We start from the raw sequence: 18995 nt of genomic DNA on the forward strand, positions 1-18995 counted from the left end.
CGGGTCAACGGGGGGCAGCCCCGGCGTTCGACGTGACCCCGGTGTTCGGGGGCGTCTCGGAGACCGTGCCGGTCGACTGGGCCCAGGCCAGCAGGAGGCCCACGACCACGACGACGACCACCGGGACCAGCGCCAGCGGGCGCAGCCCCCGTCGTCCTGCGGAGACGAGCAGGGCGACGATCCCCATCCCGACGATCAGGCCGACGTTCATGCCGAGCAGCAGCAGCCCGCCGAGGGCCGGTTCGGGAGCGCCCACGTACACCGCGATCGCCGATGCGCCGACGGCGGGGACCAGGGCCAGCGCAGCGACGGTGCCGATGAGCGTGTCGGTCTTGTCGCTGGCCTGGGCGACGGTCCCGGCCAGGCCGGCGGCCACCGCTGCGGCCATGGACCACCAGCCGGGGTGGACACGTTCCTGCAGGAGGGGCTGGCTCAGCAGCACGGCGTCCGAGGCGACGACCCCCAGCGCGGACATCACCGCGGTGGTCGCCCACGCGGCGGCGAAGGCCAGCGCGAGGCCGACCACCGCGACCCGCAGGCCGCGCCCGGCCTCGCCGCGACGACGCGCCACCAGCGCGAACGGGGCCAGGGCCAACGGGGGCATCAGCGGCGCCACGATCATCGACCCGATCAGGATCGGGACCGAGTCCGACAGCAGCGCCACCGAGGCGAGCACCCCGGAGGCGGTCATGAACAGCAGGTAGCTGCCGGACAGCCGGACCTGGGACGCGATCTCGTCGACCGTGTCCTCGTCCATCAGGTGCGTGAGCGAGGGTGCGGGCACGAGGTCATCCTGGGCCGGAGGGCGCCACACGGCAGGCCGGGGACGTCCAGCACCGGGTCAGCGCGGCGCGCCCTCCGCGATGCCCTTGAGGGCGGCGAGGGTGGCCGGGATGCTCTCGTGGGCGGAACGGGTGCGGTCGTCGATCTGCTGCTGGGCGTCGGCGCCGTACCGCTCGGCGAAGAACTCCTGGCCGGCCGGGAGGAACTCCCAGGACTCGGTCAGCCGGGTGCCGCCCTCGACCCGCTCCATCGTGAAGCCCCACCGCACCAGCTTCCCGCCGACCAGGAAGGCGAACTCCCGGCCGGGCTCGGCGGCCACCACCTGGCTGCGGGTCTCCCAGGTGCGTCCAGGCACCTGGTTGCGGCCGGTGAACCACGCGCCGACCTCGGCCGAGGCGCCCTCGTCCCACCAGCAGGCGGTGCAGATCGGGCTCCACTCGCCGGTCCGGGTCACGTCGGACACCAGCGCGTAGAGCGCCTCGGGGGACGACCGGACGACGACGGAGCCGGCATGGGTGAGGCTGTCCATCCCGGCATCCTCGCAGCGGTCGGCCGACGCGACGAGCCGGGTCAGCGCGCCGGTCACCCGGCTGTCCGGCGCCGAGTGGGCAGGTCGCAGACCTCGTTGGCCGACGGACGGGTGCATCCGGCACCGGCGGGTACCGGGGGTCCATGCAGATCGAGGTCGTCGACCCACCTCGGTCGCTGACCACGACACACCCCTGATCCGAGGAGCCCGCGATGGCCCGCAACACCCTGTCCCGTTCCCTGCACGACGTCGGCCTCGCCGCCTGGTTCGGCGGCACGCTCGCCAACGCCGTCGCGCTGAACCCCGCCTCCGGCGAGGCGGGCAGCGCCCGCGCCACCGGCGCCGTCGCCAACGCCGGCTGGAACCGGTGGACGCCGGTCAACGCCGCCGCCATCGGCGCGCACCTGATCGGCAGCGTCGGCCAGCTGCAGGCCAACAAGCGGCGGGTCGCCGAGCAGCAGGGCGTGCGGGCCATGTCGACGGCGAAGACCGTGCTCACGGCGGCCGCGCTGGGCGTCACCGCCTACAGCCGGCTGCTCGGCAAGGTCGTCGACCAGGGCGGCGCCACCCCGTCCAAGCGCGCGACCAAGCCCTCCAAGCGGGCGCGGGGCGAGATCGCCGCCGCCCAGGAGCGCCTCGACCAGTTGCAGTGGGTCGTGCCGGCGATCACCGGGGCGCTGGTCGTCGTCAGCTCCTACGCGGGCGAGCAGCAGCGTCCGTCGGAGGTGCTGCGCGGCATCACCGCGGGGAACCCGACGGTCTGACCCCTCCCGGCCGGCCGTCAGCCGACGGCCGGCCGGAGGGCCCGGACGGCGTTGCGGCTGGCCTTCGCCAGGTACAGCTGGGTGTCCGCGTCGGCCTGCAGCTCCCGGGGCACCGCCCCCTGGCCGCCCGCCGCGGCGACGCCGATCGACAGGCTGACGCCCGGGACGGTGAAGCCCTCCGGGGACAGCTCCAGCGAGCGGACACGCACCCGCTCGGCGATCCGGACCGCGGCCTGCGCGTCGGCGCCTGGGAGCAGGAGCCCGAGCTCGTCACCGCCCAGCCGGGCCACCAGGTCACCTTCCCGGACGTGCTCGCGGAGCAGGGTGGCCACCTGGCGGAGGGCGGCGTCACCGGCGGCATGGCCGTACCGGTCGTTCACCTGCTTGAAGTGGTCGATGTCGACGAGGGCCACGGCCAGCCGGCTGCCGTCCGCGCGCGCCCGGGCGCAGGCCTCGGCCAGGTCGGCGTCCCAGCGGCGGCGGTTGGCGACCCCGGTCAGCGGGTCCTCCAGGCTGAGCCGCTCCAGCTGCACCAACAGTCCACGGGTCCGGCGCTGCTCCTCCTCCAGCCGCAACCGGGCCACCAGCTCGGCGACGGCCAGCTCCCAGCGGCGCCGGTGGGCGAGCAGGGCGACCAGCGTGGTGATCGCCAGGAAGACCGCCACCGCGCCCATCAGCCGCGGCTGCACGGGCGTCGGGTCGGCGAGCAGGGCGGCGGCCAGCGCGGCCCAGGTGGTGGCGACCAGCAGGACCGTCCAGCGGGGCCGGACGGCCAGCAGCACCCCGCTGCCGTGCAACGCCAGGGAGAGCCCGAGCAGGTAGAACTCGATGTGCGTCACGTCGGTGAGCATCCAGGCGGAGGTCACCTGCACGACGGCGAGCACACCGAAGGCGAGCGCCCCCGGTGACCGCCGACCGAGCGGGTGTCGCCACAGCAGCCACAGCAGGGTCCACAGTGCGACCGTCCCGACCGCCCGGACGGCGACCAGCCGGTCAGCCGAGCCGGACTCCAGCGCCACGTCGAGCAACGCCCAGCCGGGGTAGCAGATCGCTGCCACCGAGCAGACGAGCAGGCCGGACGACCGCGCACGGACGAGCGCATGGGCGCGCACGGCCTCGGAGAAGGCCGGGTCGGACCGGATGGGGTCCTGGGGCGCGGAGCGGGTCACCCCGGAGACAACGGTCGGCACCGGGCGGAACTGCACGGTCTCCTGGCAGGGCTCCCCCGGAGGGGGTGTCGGCGGGCTCCCGCGCGGGCTCAGCGCAGGCTGGGGAAGCCGGCGGCCAGCTCGTCGAAGGCCTGGTGCAGTGCGGTGCCCAGGGTGATCCGACCGTCGGCCAGCCACAGCTCGAACGCCGTCGTCGCGGCGGCGCGGGTGCTGGTGGCGACCAGCCGCGGCACCAACGCGTCCGGCGCCACCCCGGTCCGCCGGGCCACGTGCGCGGCGACGACCCGGTCGACGTCGGCGTAGCGCAGCTGGGAGTGCGCCAGCAGCGCCGGCTCGGTCAGGATCAGCCGCATTCGCTGGCGCAGCATTGGCAGGTCGGCCGGTGCGTAGTCGTTGACCTCGACGTAGGCGGCGTAGACCGAGGCGAGCACCGGCTGGTCGGCCGCAGCGGCAGCGAGCATCCCCTCCAGCCGGACGACGTGGCCGTCGAACTGGCCCCAGACCGCGTCGGCCTTGGTGCCGCAGTGGCGGAAGAAGGTGCGCCGGCTGATCCCGGCGGCGTCGGCCACCTCGTCGATGGTCACCGCCTCGAACCCCTGCGCGGTGAACAGGTCGAGGGCGGCCTGCTCGATCCGGGCGCGGGTCTCCTCGCGGGCGTCGGCCGCGACCATCGTCTCGGTCACGGCGCCCATCCTGCCCCTCGGCAGCGCGGTGACCGCCCGGCGCCGCGTTGAGCCGTCGCAGCGCTTGCCGGTGGCACTGGGTGTCACCTACGGTCTGCCGGGTCAGGTCCGTGACCCAACTCACCCGGAGGCACCGTGCCCGAGACGACGCAGGACGAGCTCACCGTCGAGACCCCCGCGGCCCCCGAGGAGGCCCTCGTCGAGGAGTCCCTCGTGGAGGAGGTCTCCATCGACGGCATGTGCGGCGTCTACTGACCCGCGCCCGATGACCTCGCCTGCTCCGGCCCGAGCGGTGGTCGACCCAGCGGTGTTCGACCCGGAGCTGCCCTGGCAGCGTGCCCGGTCGGTCGCGCTGCGGCCGGAGCCCTTCGGGGCGCTGGTCTACCACTTCGGCACCCGGAAGCTCTCCTTCCTCAAGTCGAAGACGCTGGTCCGGGTCGTGGAGACCCTCGCCGACCACCCCTCCGCCACGGCCGCCCTCCTCGCGTGCGAGGTACCGGAGACGCAGCGCCCCACCTACGTGAAGGCGCTGGCCGACCTGGCCCGGTCGCAGATGATCGAACGACGGAAGGCAGCCGCGTGACCGCCGTCCTCCCCTCCCGCCCGACCGGCGGGCGGCTGATCGACCAGTTCGAGTACGGCCTGGACGCCCCCATCTGCCTGACCTGGGAGCTCACCTACGCCTGCAACCTGGCGTGCGCGCACTGCCTGTCCTCCTCCGGGCGCCGCGACCCCCGCGAGCTGAGCACCGCCGAGGCCGAGGCGGTGATCGACGAGCTGCAGCGGATGCAGGTCTTCTACGTCAACGTCGGTGGCGGCGAGCCCACGGTCCGGCCGGACTTCTGGCACCTGCTCGACTACGCGATCGGGCACGACGTCGGCGTCAAGTTCTCCACCAACGGCGTGAAGCTGGACAAGACCCGCGCCGCGCAGCTGGCGCGCACCGACTACGTCGACGTGCAGATCTCCCTGGACGGCGCCACGGCAGAGGTGAACGACCGGGTCCGCGGTACCGGCTCGTTCGACATGGCCGTCCGGGCGCTGGAGAACCTGGCCGAGGCCGGGATGAAGGACTTCAAGGTCTCCGTCGTCGTCACCCGGGAGAACGCCGGCCAGCTCGACGAGTTCAGGGCGCTCACCGACTCCTACGGCGCCCAGCTGCGGATCACCCGGTTGCGGCCCTCCGGCCGCGGGGCGGACGTCTGGGACCAGCTGCACCCCACGATGGCCCAGCAGAAGGACCTGTACGCCTGGCTGCTGGCCAACGGCGACAACGTGCTCACCGGCGACTCGTTCTTCCACCTCTCCGCGTTCGGTGAGGCCCTGCCCGGGCTGAACCTGTGTGGTGCGGGCCGGGTGGTCTGCCTGATCGACCCGGTCGGTGACGTCTACGCCTGCCCGTTCGCCATCCACGAGGACTTCCTGGCCGGCAACGTGCGGTCCCCCGGCGGCTTCCAGCAGGTCTGGCAGCAGTCGGAGCTGTTCGCCGACCTGCGCAGCCCGCAGACCGGCGGCGCGTGCACCAAGTGCGCCCACTTCGACGCCTGCCGCGGTGGCTGCATGGCGGCGAAGTTCTTCACCGGCCTGCCGCTGGACGGGCCCGACCCCGAGTGCGTGCAGGGCTACGGCGAGACCGCGCTGGCCGCCCGGGACATGGAGGTGGTCACGCCCAGGAGCCACGTCGACCACTCGCACACCGGCCCGGTGCGCGGTCAGCCCACGCTGCTGGGCATGCCCAGCGTCCCGCCGGCCAAGATCTGCGACGAGTCGCCGCTGGCCGGGCTGCAGCTGGGCTGACTGGTCGGCTCAGTCAGAGACGGCGCCCTCGGCATCGCTGCGCGCGAGACGTGGGTGGGTCCTGCCCCAGAGCCTGGCCCGCCGGGCACCGGCGTGCACGACGTTCATGCAGCCCTTTCGGGGGGCCGGCGATCCAGCGATTGCCGCGTCCGGTCGATGAAAGGGGGTGACCACCAGCCCGCGCGCGCGGCTCATCGCGCTACTGCCAAGCGGCCGCCTGCTCCCCGAGTTCGTTTGGCATCGCCGACACCGGGTCATCGTGCGGCTGGCGCTGCTGTCGACCGCCACCCTGCTCGTGCTGTGCCTGGCCTGGGGGGCCGGTCAGCCGGTCGCCGTGCTCGTGTTGGCCGCCGTGGGCGGGCCGCTGCTGGTGGCTGCCGCGTCCTCGCTGGGCCGGACGACCCGTTCGGCCGCGACGACGGTCAGCTTGATGGCCGCCTCCGTCGCCCTGGTGCACCTGTGGAGCGGGGTCACCGAGGCGCACTTCGCCTTCTTCGTGATGGTCGGCGTGGTGTCGCTGTACCAGCACTGGGTGCCGTTCGGCATCGCGCTGGTCGTCGTCACGCTGCACCACGGCGTGATCGGCACGCTCTACCCGCACGCGGTCTTCGGCCACGGCGGCATGCACGACCCGTGGGCGTGGGCCGGCATCCACGCGGCCTTCGTGCTCGCCGCGAGCCTGGCCCATCTGGCTGCCTGGCGGCTGAACGAGGACCAGGTGCTCAGCGACGCCCTCACCGGGACCGCCAACCGCACCCAGTTGGAGGAGAGCGCCCGCCGACTGCTCCGGGACGGCGTCCGGGCCAGTCTGCTGTTCATCGACCTCGACGGCTTCAAGGACGTCAACGACAGTCGCGGGCATGCCGCCGGCGACCAGGTGCTGCTCACCGTGGCCGAGCGCTTCCGGCGCAGCGTGCGCCCGGGTGACCTGGTGGCCCGGATCGGCGGCGACGAGTTCGCCGTCCTGCTGGCGGCCGGCCCGGACGAGGCACGCTCGGTGGGCGAGCGCATGTTGCTGGCGCTCAGCGTCCCGATCGGGCTGGACGGCGGGCTGGCGACCGTTCATGCCAGCATCGGGTTGGCCACGTCGACCGATCCCGGCGAGCACACCGCCGACTCGCTGCTGCGCGACGCAGACCTGGCGATGTACCTGGCGAAGGCGCGCGGCGGCAACCAGGTGGTCGCCTACGCCGGCGGGATGGCCGAGGCGGCCCGGCGCCGCGCCGAGCTGCAGCAGGACCTCGGCCATGCGGTCCCCGCCGGGCAGCTCGAGGTTCACTACCAGCCCACGGTGCGGCTCTCCGACGGACGGACGACCGGCTTCGAGGCCCTCGTCCGCTGGCACCACCCGGTGCGCGGCCTCGTCCCGCCTGCCGAGTTCATCCCGCTGGCCGAGGAGAGCGGCGCCATCTCCGAGATCGGCAGCTGGGTGCTCCAGCAGGCGCTGCGACAAGGTGCGGCCTGGACCGCTGCGGCGGGGCACCCGGTACGGATGGCGGTCAACCTGTCGCCCCGCCAGCTGATGGACCGGGAGATCGCCGCTGAGGTCACCGCTGCCCTGCAGGACACCGGCTTCCCCGCCGGCCAGCTCACCCTGGAGGTCACCGAGGGCGTGCTCGTGCGAGACGTCGACGCGGTGGCCGGTCAGCTGGAGCAGCTCCGCGCTCTCGGTGTCGCCATCGCCATCGACGACTTCGGCACCGGCTTCGCCGGGCTGTCCTACCTGCGGCGACTGCCCGCCGACGTGATCAAGATCGACCGCAGCTTCGTCAACGACCTCTCGGCCGGGAGCCCGTCGGCGACGCTCGTCGCCTCGATCGTCGAACTGGCCCGCAGCCTCGGCCTCGGAGTCGTCGCCGAGGGCGTCGAGACCGAGGACCAGCGCCGGGCGCTGGTCGACCTGCACTGCGGATCGGCTCAGGGATACCTGTTCGCCCGGCCAGAGCCGGCCGAGCGGTGCCGCCCCGCCGCCGAACTGCTCTCGCCGAGCGCCGTCCGGGCGTAGTCCGGACGGCGCCGGCGGTCACAGCCGGACAGTCGCGTGCTCCCCGCCGTCGTCGACCCCTGGCAACACCATGTCGGGGCCAGCGAGACCCAGCTGCCGCTTCCCGCGGTGACCACGTTGGCTCGTGGGTTGGCGGTGACCTGGGCGACCTTGCGGGCGCGCCGGCTGGTGAAGGACGAGACGTCGCCGTCGACCTCGCCCTGCTGCATCGACATCGGACGGCCATCAGCGTGCCGTCGGTGGTCGTGGCCAACGCGGCGATGTGCTCGCCCTCCGGCAGCTCCGCTCCCTTGCGTGTCGGTGGTCAGGGGGCTGCGCTGCCCGCTCCGGCGGCGGACGACACACACGGTCTCTGGCAGGGTGCCCAGCCGTGGACGACGTCGTGCGGCTGACCGGGGCGACCTGGCCCGACCTGGAGGGCCGGCCGCTGCTCGTCGTCCCGCTCGGGTCGGTCGAGCAGCACGGCCGCCACCTGCCGCTGACCACCGACACCGCCGTCGCCCAGGCGGTGGCGGAGGCCGCCGTCGGCGAGCTGGACGGCGCGGTGCTCGCCCCGGCGCTGGCGTACGGCGCCAGTGGTGAGCACGAGGACTTCCCCGGCACGATCTCGATCGGGACCGCCGCGCTGACCACCCTGCTGGTGGAGTACGGGCGCTCGGCCGGACGCTGGGCCGGCCGGTTGCTGGTGGTCAACGGGCACGGCGGCAACGTCGAGGCGTTGCGGGCGGCCGTGCCACAGCTGCGGGGCGAGGGTCGCGACGTCGTCTGGTTCCCGTGCGGGGTGCCCGGGGGCGACGCACACGCCGGGCGCACCGAGACGTCACTGATGTTGCACGTGGAACCTGCTGGGGTCCGCCCGGAGCTCGCCGCCGCGGGGGAGACCGCACCGATCGGGGAGCTGCTGCCCCGGCTGCGGGCCGAGGGCGTGCGGGCGGTGAGCCCGGACGGGGTGCTCGGCGACCCGGCCGGTGCCTCGGCGGCGGAGGGAGCGAACCTGCTGCGGACGCTGACCGGCCGGCTGGTCGCCGCCGTACGGGCCTGGGACGCCGACGCCGCCGGGCGGCTCCTGGGCTGAGCCAGGTGCTGCCCGGCGGCGCCGGTCCGGTCAGGTGGTTCCGGCGGTCAGCCGAGCGTGTCGGCGAACTGCGGGACGGCGTTGTCCAGGGCGTACTGGATGCCCTGCGGCGTGCCGATCGAGAAGGCGCTGGTCAGCGTCTCGTCGTCGAGCACCACGGCGTTGCCGGCCTGCACGGACGGGATCGCCTGCCACAGCGGGTTGTCGGTGATCTCGCTGGCCTCCACGAAGATCGGGAAGGCGACGGTCAGGTCGGCGTCGAGCAGCGGGAGCTGCTCCTCGCTCACCGGCACGTAGAAGCTGTCGGTGGCCAGCTCCTCGATGGCCGGCTTGTTCACGAAGCCGAGCTGCTCCATGAAGTCGACCCGCGAGTCACCGCTGACGTAGGCGCCGAAGCCCTCGGCGGTGTAGGCGGCGACCGCCACCTCGGTGCCGTCGAACTCCGGGTGTGCCTCGGCGGCGGCGGCGAAGGCCTCGTCGACCTCGGCCGCGACCTCCTCGGCCTCCTCCGTCTTGCCCAGCGCCTGGCCGACCAGGTCGAGCTGCTCCTCGAAGGGGACGATGTAGGGGTCGGTGCCCACCGGTTGGCTGATGGTCGGCGCGATGGCGCTCAGCGCCTGGTACCGCTCCTCGGTGGCGGGGGACTTGGTGTCCAGGATCAGGTCGGGGTCCAGCGCGGCGATCGCCTCGAGGCTGGGCTCCAGCGTCTCGATGATCTCCGGGGCCTCGTCGTAGAGCCCCTCGGCCCACGGGCCCACGCCCTCGCCGCCGAAGCCGAGCCAGTCGCTGGCGCCGACCGGCTGGACGCCGAGCGCCAGCGCCATCTCGGCGTCGCCCCAGCCGAGGGCGACGACCCGGGTCGGCTCCTCCGGGACCGTCACGTCGCCGAAGGCGGTCTCGACGGTGACCGGGAAGGCGTCCGACGACCCGGTCGCCGGGTCGGTGCCCTCGGCCGCGGTGTCGTCGCTGGAGTCGGAACCCCCGCAGCTGGTGATGACGAGGGCGGCGGCCAGCAGCGCGGTGCCGCGGACGGCCCTGCGGCGGAGGGGGAGGCGGGACATTCGAGCTCCTTCGGTGGGTCAGGTGAGGCTGACCTAAGCACACGGAGGTCACGGTCCGGTCACCGCAGGCGGCTCCTCCTGCGGCCCTGGGCCGGGAACAGCGGGCCCGTAGGGGTGGTTGACCCAGACAGTCGCGATCAGCCCGCCCCAACGGGGGTGGACGTCCCGCGCAGACCGAGAGGACCAGCCATGCAGCACGGCATCCACCCCGAGTACCGCACCGTCGTCTTCCAGGACACCGCGACCGGGGCCACGTTCCGGACCCGCTCCACCGTGCAGACCAGCCGGACGATCGAGCTGGACGGCGAGACGCTGCCGGTGGTCCCGGTCGAGATCAGCGCGTCGTCCCACCCGTTCTGGACCGGCAACCAGCGGGTCCTCGACACCGCCGGCCGGGTCGAGAAGTTCAACCAGCGGTACGGCGCGCGCACCCGCAGCTGACGCACCACCTGCCTGACGCCCTCGTCGGTCCACCCGGACCGGCGGGGGCGTCGTCGTGTCAGCGGTCGGCCGGCACCATCGGCAGGACGCGGACGGCGCGCAGCCCGATGGCGCCGGTGACGACCGCCGTGGCGGCGGCGGCCAGGGTGGCCAGAACCACGACTGTCGCGTAGCCGGAGGGTGTGTCGTACGGCCAGCGGCTGGCCAGCGCCGGCAGCGTCGTCGCGGCCAGCACCGCCACCGCCAGCTCACCCGGCCCCCGCGCCCGCCCGCGGCGCAGCAGCAGCACGGCGCCGGCCACGACCGTCAGCAGCGCCCACTGCACCACCGGGTCGAAGAGCCCCCAGGTCCACTCCGGCGGCTCGCCCGGGCGGAGCGCCGTCACCGACACCGAGGCGACCAGCGGGACGGGGATCAGCCACAGCGGCCGGTGCAGCGGAGCGCCGGTGGGCATGAGCGCGGCGGCGACGAGCGGGACGGCGATCGTCAGCTGGACCAGCAGCTCCACCGGCCGGATCACCGCGACGACCGCCGGCACCAGCTGCCCGATCAGCACGACGACGGCCAGGGGGCGGGTGGCGGCCAGCCCGCGGGCGGCGCAGACCGCCAGCGCGACGGTGAGCGCGCTGACCACGGTGTGGACCGCGTATGAAGGCCCCCACAGCAGCCGGCCGCCGAGGTCCGGAGCGTCGATGAACGGGAGCCGGCCGTGCAGCCACGCCGTCGAGAAGAGCCCGAGCAGCCCCAGCGAGGCCAGCGCCACCGTGCCGGCCACGGCCACCAGCCGCACCGTCCGACCGGTCGCCACGGCGCGGACCGAGGCGCCGGGGGCACCCAGCCGGAGCCGCAACGCCAGCCGGGCGACGTCCAGCCGGTCGGTCAGCGACGGGCTGCCGAACTCCGCGTACTCGGGGTCGTCGGCGGTCTCCACCTGCAGGTAGGTCTCGGTCATGTCGTCGGCCCAGCGCGACCGGGCCGGCTCGGGCAGCCAGGTCAGCAGCCGTCGGTAGCGCTGCTCCAGCGGGCTCATGCCGGCCGCACCGCGAGCCGGGCCCGTACGGCGCGGGCGTTGGTCTCCTGCCGGGCGAGCTCGGCCTCCAGTGCCAGTCGGCCGGCGTCGGTGAGCCGGTAGTAGCGGCGCAGCCGGCCGGCGTGCACCTCTTCCCGGTCCGGCGCCACCTGCCCCTCGGCGACCAGCCGGTCGAGCACGCCGTAGAGCGTGCCGACCCGCAGCGTCACCCGGCCGCCGGACAGGCCCTGGACCTCGGCGATCACTCCGTACCCGTGCCGAGGCCGGTCGGCCAGGGCCGCCAGCACGAAGAAGGTCGGCTCGGTGAGCGGCCGCACGTCCATGGCCGGACGCTAGCGGCTCCATGCATCGGCTGTCGATGCATCGGCGCCCGGAGTCCCGCGCCGGTGTCGGTGGCCGCGGTTAGGGTCCCGCACCGGGAGCGGGGCGCCAGCACCGCCGGCGAGGACGGAGCACGCACGGATGGCGCACCAGGCAACGGGGGAGGCCGGGCCCCCGGCGGAGGCCGCCACCCCGCGGGTGGCGGTGGAGACCAACGGCATCAACGTGATCGCCGAGGCCGAGCGCAAGGGCACCCCGCGCCAGCTGTTCTGGCCGTGGTTCGGTGCCAACGTCAGCGTGCTCGGCCTGGCCTACGGCGCGTTCGTCCTGGGCTTCGGCATCTCCTTCTGGCAGGCCGTCGTCGCCGGCGTCGTCGGGATCGTGCTCAGCTTCGGGCTCTGCGGCCTCATCGCCATCGCCGGCAAGCGGGGCTCGGCGCCCACCCTCGTGCTCAGCCGCGCCGCCTTCGGCGTCACCGGCGGCCGGGTGCCCGCCGTCCTCTCCTGGGTTCTCACCGTCGGCTGGGAGACGGTGCTCGCCTCGCTGGCCACCCTCGCCACCGCCACCGTGTTCACCCAGCTCGGCTGGGGCGGCGGGACGGCGACCCAGGTCGTCGCCCTGCTGGTGGTCGCCGCGCTGGTGGTCGTCGGCGGCGTGCTCGGCTTCGACCTGATCATGCGCATGCAGACGGTGATCACCGTCGTCACCGGCGTGCTGACCGTCGGCTACCTGCTCCTCGTCGCCGATGAGATCGACTGGGCGGTGGTCAGCGACCTGCCCGCCGGGTCGACGCAGGCGTTCATCGGTGCGCTGGTCTTCGTGATGACCGGCTACGGGTTCGGCTGGGTCAACGCCGCGGCCGACTACTCCCGCTACCTGCCGCGCACCGCCTCCACCCGCGGCGTCGTGGGCTGGACGACGTTCGGCTCCGCGCTGGCCCCGGTCGTCCTGCTGGTCGTGGGGCTGCTGCTGGCCGGCTCGTCGACCGACCTGGCGGCGGCGATCAGCGCCGACCCGATCGGTGCCCTGGCCGCCCTGCTCCCCACCTGGTTCCTGGTGCCCTTCGCCCTGGTCGCCGTCCTGGGGCTGGTCGGCGGCGCCCTGCTGGACATCTACTCCTCCGGCCTGTCCCTGCTCGCCGCCGGCGTGCGAGTCCCCCGCCCGGTCGCCGCCTCGATCGACGGCCTGCTGATGGTGCTCGGCGCCATCTGGGTCGTCTTCCTCGCCGAGGGCGACTTCTTCGTCCAGTTCCAGGGCTTCCTGATCACCCTCGGGGTCCCGGTCGCGGCCTGGTGCGGGATCGTGCTGGCCGACCTGCTGCTGCGCCGCCGCGACTACGCCGAGGCCGAGCTGTACGACCCGCGCGGCCGCTACGGCTCGGTCCCGCCGGTCCCGCTGGCGCTGCTCGGGCTCGGCACCGTGCTCGGCTGGGGGCTGGTCACCAACACCTACGCCACCTGGCTGACCTGGCAGGGCTACCTGCTCGGCCCGGTGGGCCTGGGCGGCAAGGACGGCGACTGGGCCTTCGCCAACCTCGGCGTCCTGGTCGCCCTGGCCGTCGGTTTCGCCGGCACACTGCTGCTGCGCCGGGGCGCGGTGCGGCGGCAGGAGGCGGCGTGACCGACGGCGTGCTCGTGGTGGTCGACGCCCAGCACGTCTTCGCCGACCGGGACTCCCCGTGGGGCGCGCCCCGGTTCGCCGAGGTGCACCCGGCGATCCGCCGGCTGACCACGGCCTTCGCCGGGCGCGTGGTGCACACCCGCTTCGTCGCCCCGGCCGAGCCGGCCGGGGCCTGGGTGCCCTACTACGCGCAGTACCCCTTCGCGCGGCAACCGCCGGACGCGCCGCTGTACGCGCTGGTCGACGACCCGGGCGACGCGCCGGTGCTCGACGCGACCACGTTCGGCAAGTGGGGCCCCGAGCTCGCCGCCCTGGTCGGGGCCGGGCCGCTGGTGCTGGCCGGCGTCTCCACCGACTGCTGCGTGCTCTCCACCGCCCTGCCCGCCGCGGACGCCGGGGTGCCGGTGCAGGTGGTCACCGACGCCTGCGCGGGAGCCAGCGACGCCGACCACGACCGGGCGCTGGCCGCGATGGCGCTCTACGCGCCGCTGATCGCCCTCACCACCACCGACGCGGTGCTCGCCCGGCGATGAACCCGCCCCCCACCGACCGGCTGCCCGACGGCTTCACCGTGGTGCTCGGCCCGGGCGTCGAGCGCCGGGACGGCGGGACGGCGCTGCTCGGCGGCTCCCCGGCCCGGCTGCTCCGGCTCTCCCCCGCCGCGCAGGAGCTGCTGGCCGGCGACCGGCTGGAGGTCACCGACGCCCGCAGCGCCGCACTGGCGGCCCGGCTGCTCGACGCCGGCGTCGCCGTCCCGGAGGTGCCGGAGGTGCCGCGGCCCGACGTCACGGTCGTCGTCCCGGTCAAGGACCGGACCGACGGGCTGGCCCGGCTGCTGGCCGCCCTGCGCGCCGACCCCGGCACGGCCGGCTGCCCGGTGGTGGTCGTGGACGACGGCTCGGTCGACCCGCCTGCGGTTGCCGCGGTGGCCGCCGGCACGCGGCTGCTCCGGCACGAGCACGCCCGCGGCCCGGCCGCCGCCCGCAACGCCGGGCTGCGGGTCGCCGACACCGACGCGGTGGCGTTCGTCGACTCCGACTGCGTGCCCGAGCCCGGCTGGCTGGCCACGCTCGCCGGGCACCTGGCCGACCCGCGGCTGGCCCTGGTCGCGCCCCGGATCACCGCCCTGGACCCGGCCCAGCCCGGCTGGGTGGCCCGGTACGAGGCGCTGGACAGCGCGCTGGACATGGGCCCGGCCGCCGCACGGGTCGCCCCGGGGACGGGCGTCTCCTACGTGCCCAGCGCGGCGCTGCTGGCCCGGAGGACCGCGCTGGCGGACGGCTTCGACGAGGCGATGCCGGTCGCCGAGGACGTCGACCTGGTGTGGCGGCTCACCGGCGCCGGCTGGCGGGTGCGCTACGAGCCGGCCGCGCGGGTCGCCCACGACCACCGCGTCGAGCTCGGCGACTGGCTGCGGCGCCGGGCGTTCTACGGCACCGGCGCGGCGCTGCTCGCCCAGCGGCACGGCGCCGCGGTCGCCCCACTGGTGATCTCGCCCTGGTCGCTGGCGGCCTGGGTGCTCCCGGCGTTCGCCGGCCGGTGGGGCCTGCTGGGCTCCCTCGGCGTGCTCGGCCGGGCCAGCGTCCTGCTCGCCCGACGGGTGGCGGTGCCCGGCCGATCGCTGCCGATCGGCTGGGCGGCCGGCCTGGTGCTGCGCGGGACGGCGTCGTCCGGGCGGGCGCTGGCCCGCTCGGTGACCCGGCACCACTGGCCGCTGACCGTGGCCGCGGCGCTGGTCTCCCGCCGGGCGCGGCGGGCGGCCGGTGCGGTGGCGGTCGCCGACGCCGTGGCCGGCTGGTGGCCGCACCGCCGGGAGATCGACCTGCCGGCCTTCGCGGCCGGCCGCCGGCTGGAGGACCTGGCGTACGGGGCCGGGCTCTGGTGGGGGGCGCTGCGGGCCCGGGACGGCCGGGCGCTGCTGCCCGCCGCACCCGAGCCGGTCGCCCCACGGGGGTGACGTCGGGGTGACGTGCGGCTGAACACCCCGTCCAGCCGGAATGCAGTTGCATCATGCAGCCTTGTCGCCCAGGTATCGCGAACGTGGCCAGCGTCGGTCCCGCGGGAGCACAGCACCGACCAGGGGGACCCGATGACCGCCACCCAGCACTCCGCACGACGAGATCCGGCCGCGCCGGCCCAGGCCGACGCCGCCGCCCCGGTCGACGTCTCCGGCCTGCCCGACCCGCAGGTGGAGAAGCCGAAGACCGCGCGCCTCGCGCTGACCCTGGGCGCGTTCGTCGCGCTCGGGCCGCTCACCATCGACATGTACCTGCCGGCCCTGCCGACGATCGCCACCGAGCTGGAGACGACGTCCGCGGCGGTGCAGCTCACGCTCACCGGCACGCTGATCGGCCTCGCGCTGGGCCAGCTGGTGCTCGGCCCGCTGTCCGACCGGTTCGGCCGCCGCCGCCCGCTGCTCGCCGGCACGGCGGTGCACGTGGTCGCCTCGCTGCTGGTGCTGCTCGCCCCGAACATCGCCGTCCTGGGCGCCCTGCGGGTGCTGCAGGGCGTGGGCACCGCGGCCGGTGCGGTGATCGCGATCGCCGTCGTCCGCGACCTGTTCGTCGGCCGTGCGGCGGCCACGATGCTCTCCCGGCTGTTCCTGGTGCTCGGCGCCGCGCCGGTGCTGGCGCCCACGATCGGCGGGGAGGTCCTCCGCTTCACCTCGTGGCGCGGGGTCTTCCTGATCCTCGCGCTCTACGGCCTGGCGCTGCTGGCGATCGGCTTCTTCCTGATCCGGGAGACCCTGCCGCCCGAGCGCCGCAGCACCGAGGGGGTCGGCGGCACGCTGCGCGGCTACCGGTCGCTGTTCCGGGATCGCAGCTACGTCGGCCTGGTGCTGGTCGCCGGCCTGACCATGGCCGGGCTGTTCGCCTACGTCTCCGGCTCGTCGTTCGTCTACCAGCGGCAGTTCGGCCTCGACGAGCAGCAGTTCGGGCTGCTGTTCGGCGCCGGTGCCTTCTGGCTGATCGCCGCCACCCAGCTCAACCCGCTGCTGCTGCGCCGCTTCTCCCCGGCGCAGGTGCTCGTCGCCGGCACGGTGGCCGGCGCGGTCTCCGGCGCGGTGCTGCTCCTGCTGGCTGCCACCAGCACCGGCGGCCTGTTCGCCGTCGCGATCCCGCTGTGGGCGGTGCTGTTCGCCTGCGGCCTGGCGCTGCCCAACGCCCCGGCCCTCGCCCTCTCCCGGCACGGCGAGTCGGCCGGCACCGCGGCGGCGCTGCTCGGTGCGGTGCAGTTCGGCGTCGGCGCTGCGGTCTCCCCGCTGGTCGGCCTGCTGGGCAACGACGCGGTGGCGATGGGCGCGGTGATCGTCGGGTCGCTGGTGCTGGCGATCGTCGTCCTGGTCGTCGTCGTCCGCCCGTGGCAGCTCGAGGAGCCCGACCCCGAGATGGCCGCCGTCGCCGCTCACTGAGCGGCGGCGCGGGTCAGCCGATGACGACGGCGGCGGTCGTGCCCACCTGCACCATCCGGGTCACCCCGGTGCTGGCGCTGGTCACCTGCTCCTCGAACCAGAAGACGTAGGGCTCGCCGGGGGCCAGCCCGTCGATCGTGACGGTCATCGGCTGGCAGCCCTCGACCTGGTCGACGGCCCGCACGACCGGCGGCGGCTGCTGCCCTCCGACGAGTCGCTGGCTGACCGCCTGGACCCGGTACCCGACCACCTCGGGCCGGTTGTCCGACATCCAGTCCAACGTCGCCGACCCCGGCCCGGGGACGACGCCGGGGACGATCCGGCGCGGTGTGGTGCCGGCGCCCCCGCAGCCGTCGGGCTCCAGCTTGTAGACGGGCGCCCGGCCGACCGACGCGTTGGGCATGATCGAGATTCGTCCGGGGCGCGGCGGCTGGGGGACGACCAGGCCGCCGCCACCGGCGGCCACCTCGGCGCGCGAGCGGGTCTCCGCGCGGGCGGCGGCAACGTCGGCCAGGGTGTCCACGCCCTGCGCGAGCACGGGCACCTCCGCGGGCACGGGCGCCGCAACCGGGGCCGGGCCGGCGACGGAGTCCTGCGCCACCGGTGCGTTCGTGGCAGTCAGGTCGACGAGCACCGGCGTGAGCTGCGGGGCGAGCACGACCGCGCCGACGGTGGCGGCCAGCAGCGGGACCAGCCAGCGGGTGTGGTCCCGGCGCCGGGCCGGGGCGCGCCGCCGGGCGGGGGCGCGCCGCCGCGCCACGGGGCGGCTGCCCGCGGTGCGTCGTCTCTGCTCGGCCATGACGGCCTCCTCCCGGTCCTCGGGGGAGCATCGGCACGGAGGGCCTCCGGCTCGCGCCGAACCACCCGAACGGGTCGCGACGGCGGTGGGAATGGTGGCGGCGGGCAACGTCTTGGGCCAGCTGTGAGCGCAGCCCCCGCCGTCTCGACGACGTCGGTCCCCACCGCACCGTCCACCCGCACCGCCGTCCTGGCGATCGTCGCCCTCGCGCTCGGCGGGTTCGCCATCGGCACCACCGAGTTCGTGACCATGGGCCTGCTGCCCGACATCGCCCGCGGGGTGGACGCGACGATCCCCGAGGCCGGGCACGTCATCTCCGCCTACGCCCTCGGCGTCGTCGTCGGCGCCCCGGTGCTCGCCGCGCTGGGCGCCCGGCTGCCACGCCGGCGCCTGGCGATGGGGCTGATGGTGGCGTTCGTCGTCGGCAACACCCTCAGCGCGCTGGCCCCCGGCTACGGCTCCCTGGTGCTCTCCCGCTTCGTCGCCGGCCTCCCGCACGGCGCCTACTTCGGCGTCGCCTCACTGATCGCCGCGTCCCTGGTGCCGGCCCACCTGCGCGGCCGCGCGGTCAGTTCGGTGATGCTCGGGCTGGCGGCCGCCAACGTCGCCGGGGTGCCCGCCGCGACCTGGCTGGGCCAGCAGCTGGGCTGGCGCTCGGCCTACTGGGCGGTCGTGGTCATCGGCGCCGTCACGCTGCTGGCCGTGCTCACCGTCGTCCCGTCGGTGCCCGGGCGGTCGGAGGCGACGATCCGCACCGAGCTGGGTGCCCTGCGCCGGCCCCAGGTGGTCCTGACCCTGCTGGTCGCCACCGTCGGCTTCGGCGGGATGTTCGCCATGTACAGCTACATCGCGCCGATCGTCACCGAGGTGGCCGGCCGGTCGGCCGGCTTCGTGCCGGTCGTGCTGCTGGCCTTCGGGGTGGGTGGCGTCCTCGGGACGGTGCTGGGCGGACGGCTCGCCGACCGGGCGCTGTTCCGCTCGCTGGTCGGGGCGACGGTCGCCACCGGCGTGCTCCTCGGCGTGATGGCGGTGGCCGCCGGCAACGCCCTGGCGCTGATCGTCACGGTGTTCACCATCGCCGCGGCCGCCTCCACGATGGTCGTGCTCCTGCAGCTGCGGCTGATGGAGGTCGCCGGTGAGGCACAGATGCTCGGCGCCGCGCTGAACCACTCGGCGCTCAACGCGGCCAACGCCCTGGGCGCCTGGCTCGGTGGTCTGGTCATCGCCGCCGGCCTGGGCTACCGGGCGCCGAGCGTGGTGGGCGCCGGGCTCGCCGTCCTCGGCCTGGGCTTCCTGGCCGCCTCGGCCGTGCTGCGTCGCCGGGAGCTGCGCGCCGCCGCCTGACCCGCCGCCGCCTGACCCGCTTCCGCCGGCAGCCGGCCCGCCCGCAGCCGGGTCCGCCCGCGGCCCGCCGTCCCGAGCAGCCAACTCGGTCTGGCGCGTGAGTGTGTCCGTTGACACACTCACGCCGAGGCCGGGTGTTCTCGGCCACGAACGGCCCTGCAA

General features: G+C 75.0%; 20 protein-coding genes. 12 read left to right on the top strand and 8 right to left on the bottom strand.

What is annotated here, in order from left to right; translation table 11 throughout:
* Nucleotides 1-4: 4 nt before the first annotated feature.
* Nucleotides 5-784, bottom strand: a complete 780-nt coding sequence (locus G5C62_RS01580) for a DUF389 domain-containing protein (RefSeq protein ID WP_164699757.1) — start codon at nucleotides 782-784, stop codon at nucleotides 5-7.
* A gap of 57 nt (nucleotides 785-841) precedes the next feature.
* Complete coding sequence (locus G5C62_RS01585; protein WP_164699783.1) at nucleotides 842-1312, bottom strand: SRPBCC family protein; 471 nt, start codon at nucleotides 1310-1312, stop codon at nucleotides 842-844.
* A 212-nt stretch (nucleotides 1313-1524) separates the two neighbouring features.
* Here G5C62_RS01585 and G5C62_RS01590 point away from each other — a divergent pair, with 212 nt between their 5' ends.
* Nucleotides 1525-2076, top strand: a complete 552-nt coding sequence (locus G5C62_RS01590) for a hypothetical protein (RefSeq protein WP_164699756.1) — start codon at nucleotides 1525-1527, stop codon at nucleotides 2074-2076.
* A gap of 17 nt (nucleotides 2077-2093) precedes the next feature.
* On the opposite strand, the gene G5C62_RS27730 is transcribed toward G5C62_RS01590, so the two are convergent.
* Nucleotides 2094-3281 carry a GGDEF domain-containing protein gene (locus G5C62_RS27730; RefSeq protein WP_164699755.1) on the bottom strand — a complete coding sequence of 396 codons (1188 nt, stop codon included), beginning with the start codon at nucleotides 3279-3281 and terminating at the stop codon, nucleotides 2094-2096.
* A 53-nt stretch (nucleotides 3282-3334) separates the two neighbouring features.
* Nucleotides 3335-3937, bottom strand: a complete 603-nt coding sequence (gene mftR / locus G5C62_RS01600) for a mycofactocin system transcriptional regulator (protein ID WP_164699754.1) — start codon at nucleotides 3935-3937, stop codon at nucleotides 3335-3337.
* Nucleotides 3938-4063: 126 nt separating this feature from the next.
* Between mftR and mftA the strand changes: the two genes are divergently transcribed.
* The 5 genes from mftA to mftE all read left to right on the top strand — a co-directional run bounded on the left by mftA (nucleotide 4064) and on the right by mftE (nucleotide 8805).
* Nucleotides 4064-4183 carry a mycofactocin precursor MftA gene (gene mftA / locus G5C62_RS01605; RefSeq protein ID WP_064972396.1) on the top strand — a complete coding sequence of 40 codons (120 nt, stop codon included), beginning with the start codon at nucleotides 4064-4066 and terminating at the stop codon, nucleotides 4181-4183.
* Nucleotides 4184-4193: 10 nt separating this feature from the next.
* A complete protein-coding gene (gene mftB / locus G5C62_RS01610) occupies nucleotides 4194-4511 on the top strand; it encodes a mycofactocin biosynthesis chaperone MftB (protein WP_164699753.1) in 318 nt (105 codons plus the stop codon).
* Nucleotides 4508-5725: a mycofactocin radical SAM maturase gene (mftC, locus tag G5C62_RS01615; protein ID WP_164699752.1), complete on the top strand. Its 1218-nt coding sequence runs from the start codon at nucleotides 4508-4510 to the stop codon at nucleotides 5723-5725. Before mftB ends, mftC begins: the two co-directional genes overlap by 4 nt.
* A gap of 166 nt (nucleotides 5726-5891) precedes the next feature.
* A complete protein-coding gene (locus G5C62_RS01620; protein WP_164699751.1) occupies nucleotides 5892-7730 on the top strand; it encodes a bifunctional diguanylate cyclase/phosphodiesterase in 1839 nt (612 codons plus the stop codon).
* Between the two features lie 370 nt (nucleotides 7731-8100).
* The gene (mftE, locus tag G5C62_RS01625; protein WP_241175648.1) at nucleotides 8101-8805 is read left to right on the top strand and encodes a mycofactocin biosynthesis peptidyl-dipeptidase MftE; all 705 of its coding nucleotides are present in this window, start codon (nucleotides 8101-8103) and stop codon (nucleotides 8803-8805) included.
* Between the two features lie 47 nt (nucleotides 8806-8852).
* Here mftE and G5C62_RS01630 read toward each other — a convergent pair whose 3' ends face one another.
* Nucleotides 8853-9866, bottom strand: a complete 1014-nt coding sequence (locus G5C62_RS01630) for an iron-siderophore ABC transporter substrate-binding protein (protein ID WP_164699750.1) — start codon at nucleotides 9864-9866, stop codon at nucleotides 8853-8855.
* 189 nt (nucleotides 9867-10055) lie between these two features.
* On the opposite strand from G5C62_RS01630, the gene G5C62_RS01635 reads away from it, so the two are divergent.
* Nucleotides 10056-10307, top strand: coding sequence for a type B 50S ribosomal protein L31 (locus G5C62_RS01635; RefSeq protein ID WP_036335573.1), 252 nt, complete (start codon nucleotides 10056-10058; stop codon nucleotides 10305-10307).
* A 58-nt stretch (nucleotides 10308-10365) separates the two neighbouring features.
* Here G5C62_RS01635 and G5C62_RS01640 read toward each other — a convergent pair whose 3' ends face one another.
* The gene (locus tag G5C62_RS01640; protein WP_164699749.1) at nucleotides 10366-11337 is read right to left on the bottom strand and encodes a hypothetical protein; all 972 of its coding nucleotides are present in this window, start codon (nucleotides 11335-11337) and stop codon (nucleotides 10366-10368) included.
* Nucleotides 11334-11660 (bottom strand): PadR family transcriptional regulator, encoded by a 327-nt coding sequence (locus G5C62_RS01645; protein ID WP_164699748.1) that lies wholly within the window; start codon nucleotides 11658-11660, stop codon nucleotides 11334-11336. The genes G5C62_RS01640 and G5C62_RS01645 overlap by 4 nt, the downstream gene beginning before the upstream one ends.
* Nucleotides 11661-11799: 139 nt before the next feature.
* Here G5C62_RS01645 and G5C62_RS01650 point away from each other — a divergent pair, with 139 nt between their 5' ends.
* The 4 genes from G5C62_RS01650 (at nucleotide 11800) to G5C62_RS01665 (ending at nucleotide 16690) form a co-directional block, all read left to right on the top strand.
* Nucleotides 11800-13278, top strand: a complete 1479-nt coding sequence (locus G5C62_RS01650; protein ID WP_206330420.1) for a cytosine permease — start codon at nucleotides 11800-11802, stop codon at nucleotides 13276-13278.
* Nucleotides 13275-13811 carry a cysteine hydrolase family protein gene (locus G5C62_RS01655; protein ID WP_164699747.1) on the top strand — a complete coding sequence of 179 codons (537 nt, stop codon included), beginning with the start codon at nucleotides 13275-13277 and terminating at the stop codon, nucleotides 13809-13811. The genes G5C62_RS01650 and G5C62_RS01655 overlap by 4 nt, the downstream gene beginning before the upstream one ends.
* Complete coding sequence (gene mftF / locus G5C62_RS01660) at nucleotides 13808-15235, top strand: mycofactocin biosynthesis glycosyltransferase MftF (protein WP_164699746.1); 1428 nt, start codon at nucleotides 13808-13810, stop codon at nucleotides 15233-15235. Before G5C62_RS01655 ends, mftF begins: the two co-directional genes overlap by 4 nt.
* A gap of 132 nt (nucleotides 15236-15367) precedes the next feature.
* Entirely contained in the window at nucleotides 15368-16690 is a 1323-nt protein-coding gene (locus G5C62_RS01665; RefSeq protein ID WP_164699745.1) for a multidrug effflux MFS transporter, read from the top strand.
* A gap of 13 nt (nucleotides 16691-16703) precedes the next feature.
* On the opposite strand, the gene G5C62_RS01670 is transcribed toward G5C62_RS01665, so the two are convergent.
* Complete coding sequence (locus tag G5C62_RS01670; RefSeq protein ID WP_164699744.1) at nucleotides 16704-17489, bottom strand: hypothetical protein; 786 nt, start codon at nucleotides 17487-17489, stop codon at nucleotides 16704-16706.
* Nucleotides 17490-17612: 123 nt separating this feature from the next.
* Here G5C62_RS01670 and G5C62_RS01675 point away from each other — a divergent pair, with 123 nt between their 5' ends.
* Nucleotides 17613-18833: an MFS transporter gene (locus tag G5C62_RS01675; protein ID WP_164699743.1), complete on the top strand. Its 1221-nt coding sequence runs from the start codon at nucleotides 17613-17615 to the stop codon at nucleotides 18831-18833.
* The last annotated feature ends 162 nt before the right edge of the window (nucleotides 18834-18995 follow it).

Source organism: Modestobacter sp. KNN46-3 (genome assembly GCF_011039295.1).

Bases quoted from the DNA above. Each gene is read 5' to 3' on its own strand.
- G5C62_RS01630 (WP_164699750.1), bottom strand. From the start codon at position 9,866: ATGTCCCGCCTCCCCCTCCGCCGCAGGGCCGTCCGCGGCACCGCGCTG.
- mftF (WP_164699746.1), top strand. From the start codon at position 13,808: ATGAACCCGCCCCCCACCGACCGGCTGCCCGACGGCTTCACCGTGGTG.
- G5C62_RS01640 (WP_164699749.1), bottom strand. From the start codon at position 11,337: ATGAGCCCGCTGGAGCAGCGCTACCGACGGCTGCTGACCTGGCTGCCC.
- G5C62_RS01670 (WP_164699744.1), bottom strand. From the start codon at position 17,489: ATGGCCGAGCAGAGACGACGCACCGCGGGCAGCCGCCCCGTGGCGCGG.
- G5C62_RS01635 (WP_036335573.1), top strand. From the start codon at position 10,056: ATGCAGCACGGCATCCACCCCGAGTACCGCACCGTCGTCTTCCAGGAC.
- G5C62_RS01590 (WP_164699756.1), top strand. From the start codon at position 1,525: ATGGCCCGCAACACCCTGTCCCGTTCCCTGCACGACGTCGGCCTCGCC.
- G5C62_RS01650 (WP_206330420.1), top strand. From the start codon at position 11,800: ATGGCGCACCAGGCAACGGGGGAGGCCGGGCCCCCGGCGGAGGCCGCC.
- mftR (WP_164699754.1), bottom strand. From the start codon at position 3,937: ATGGGCGCCGTGACCGAGACGATGGTCGCGGCCGACGCCCGCGAGGAG.
- G5C62_RS01645 (WP_164699748.1), bottom strand. From the start codon at position 11,660: ATGGACGTGCGGCCGCTCACCGAGCCGACCTTCTTCGTGCTGGCGGCC.
- G5C62_RS01585 (WP_164699783.1), bottom strand. From the start codon at position 1,312: ATGGACAGCCTCACCCATGCCGGCTCCGTCGTCGTCCGGTCGTCCCCC.
- G5C62_RS01665 (WP_164699745.1), top strand. From the start codon at position 15,368: ATGACCGCCACCCAGCACTCCGCACGACGAGATCCGGCCGCGCCGGCC.
- mftB (WP_164699753.1), top strand. From the start codon at position 4,194: ATGACCTCGCCTGCTCCGGCCCGAGCGGTGGTCGACCCAGCGGTGTTC.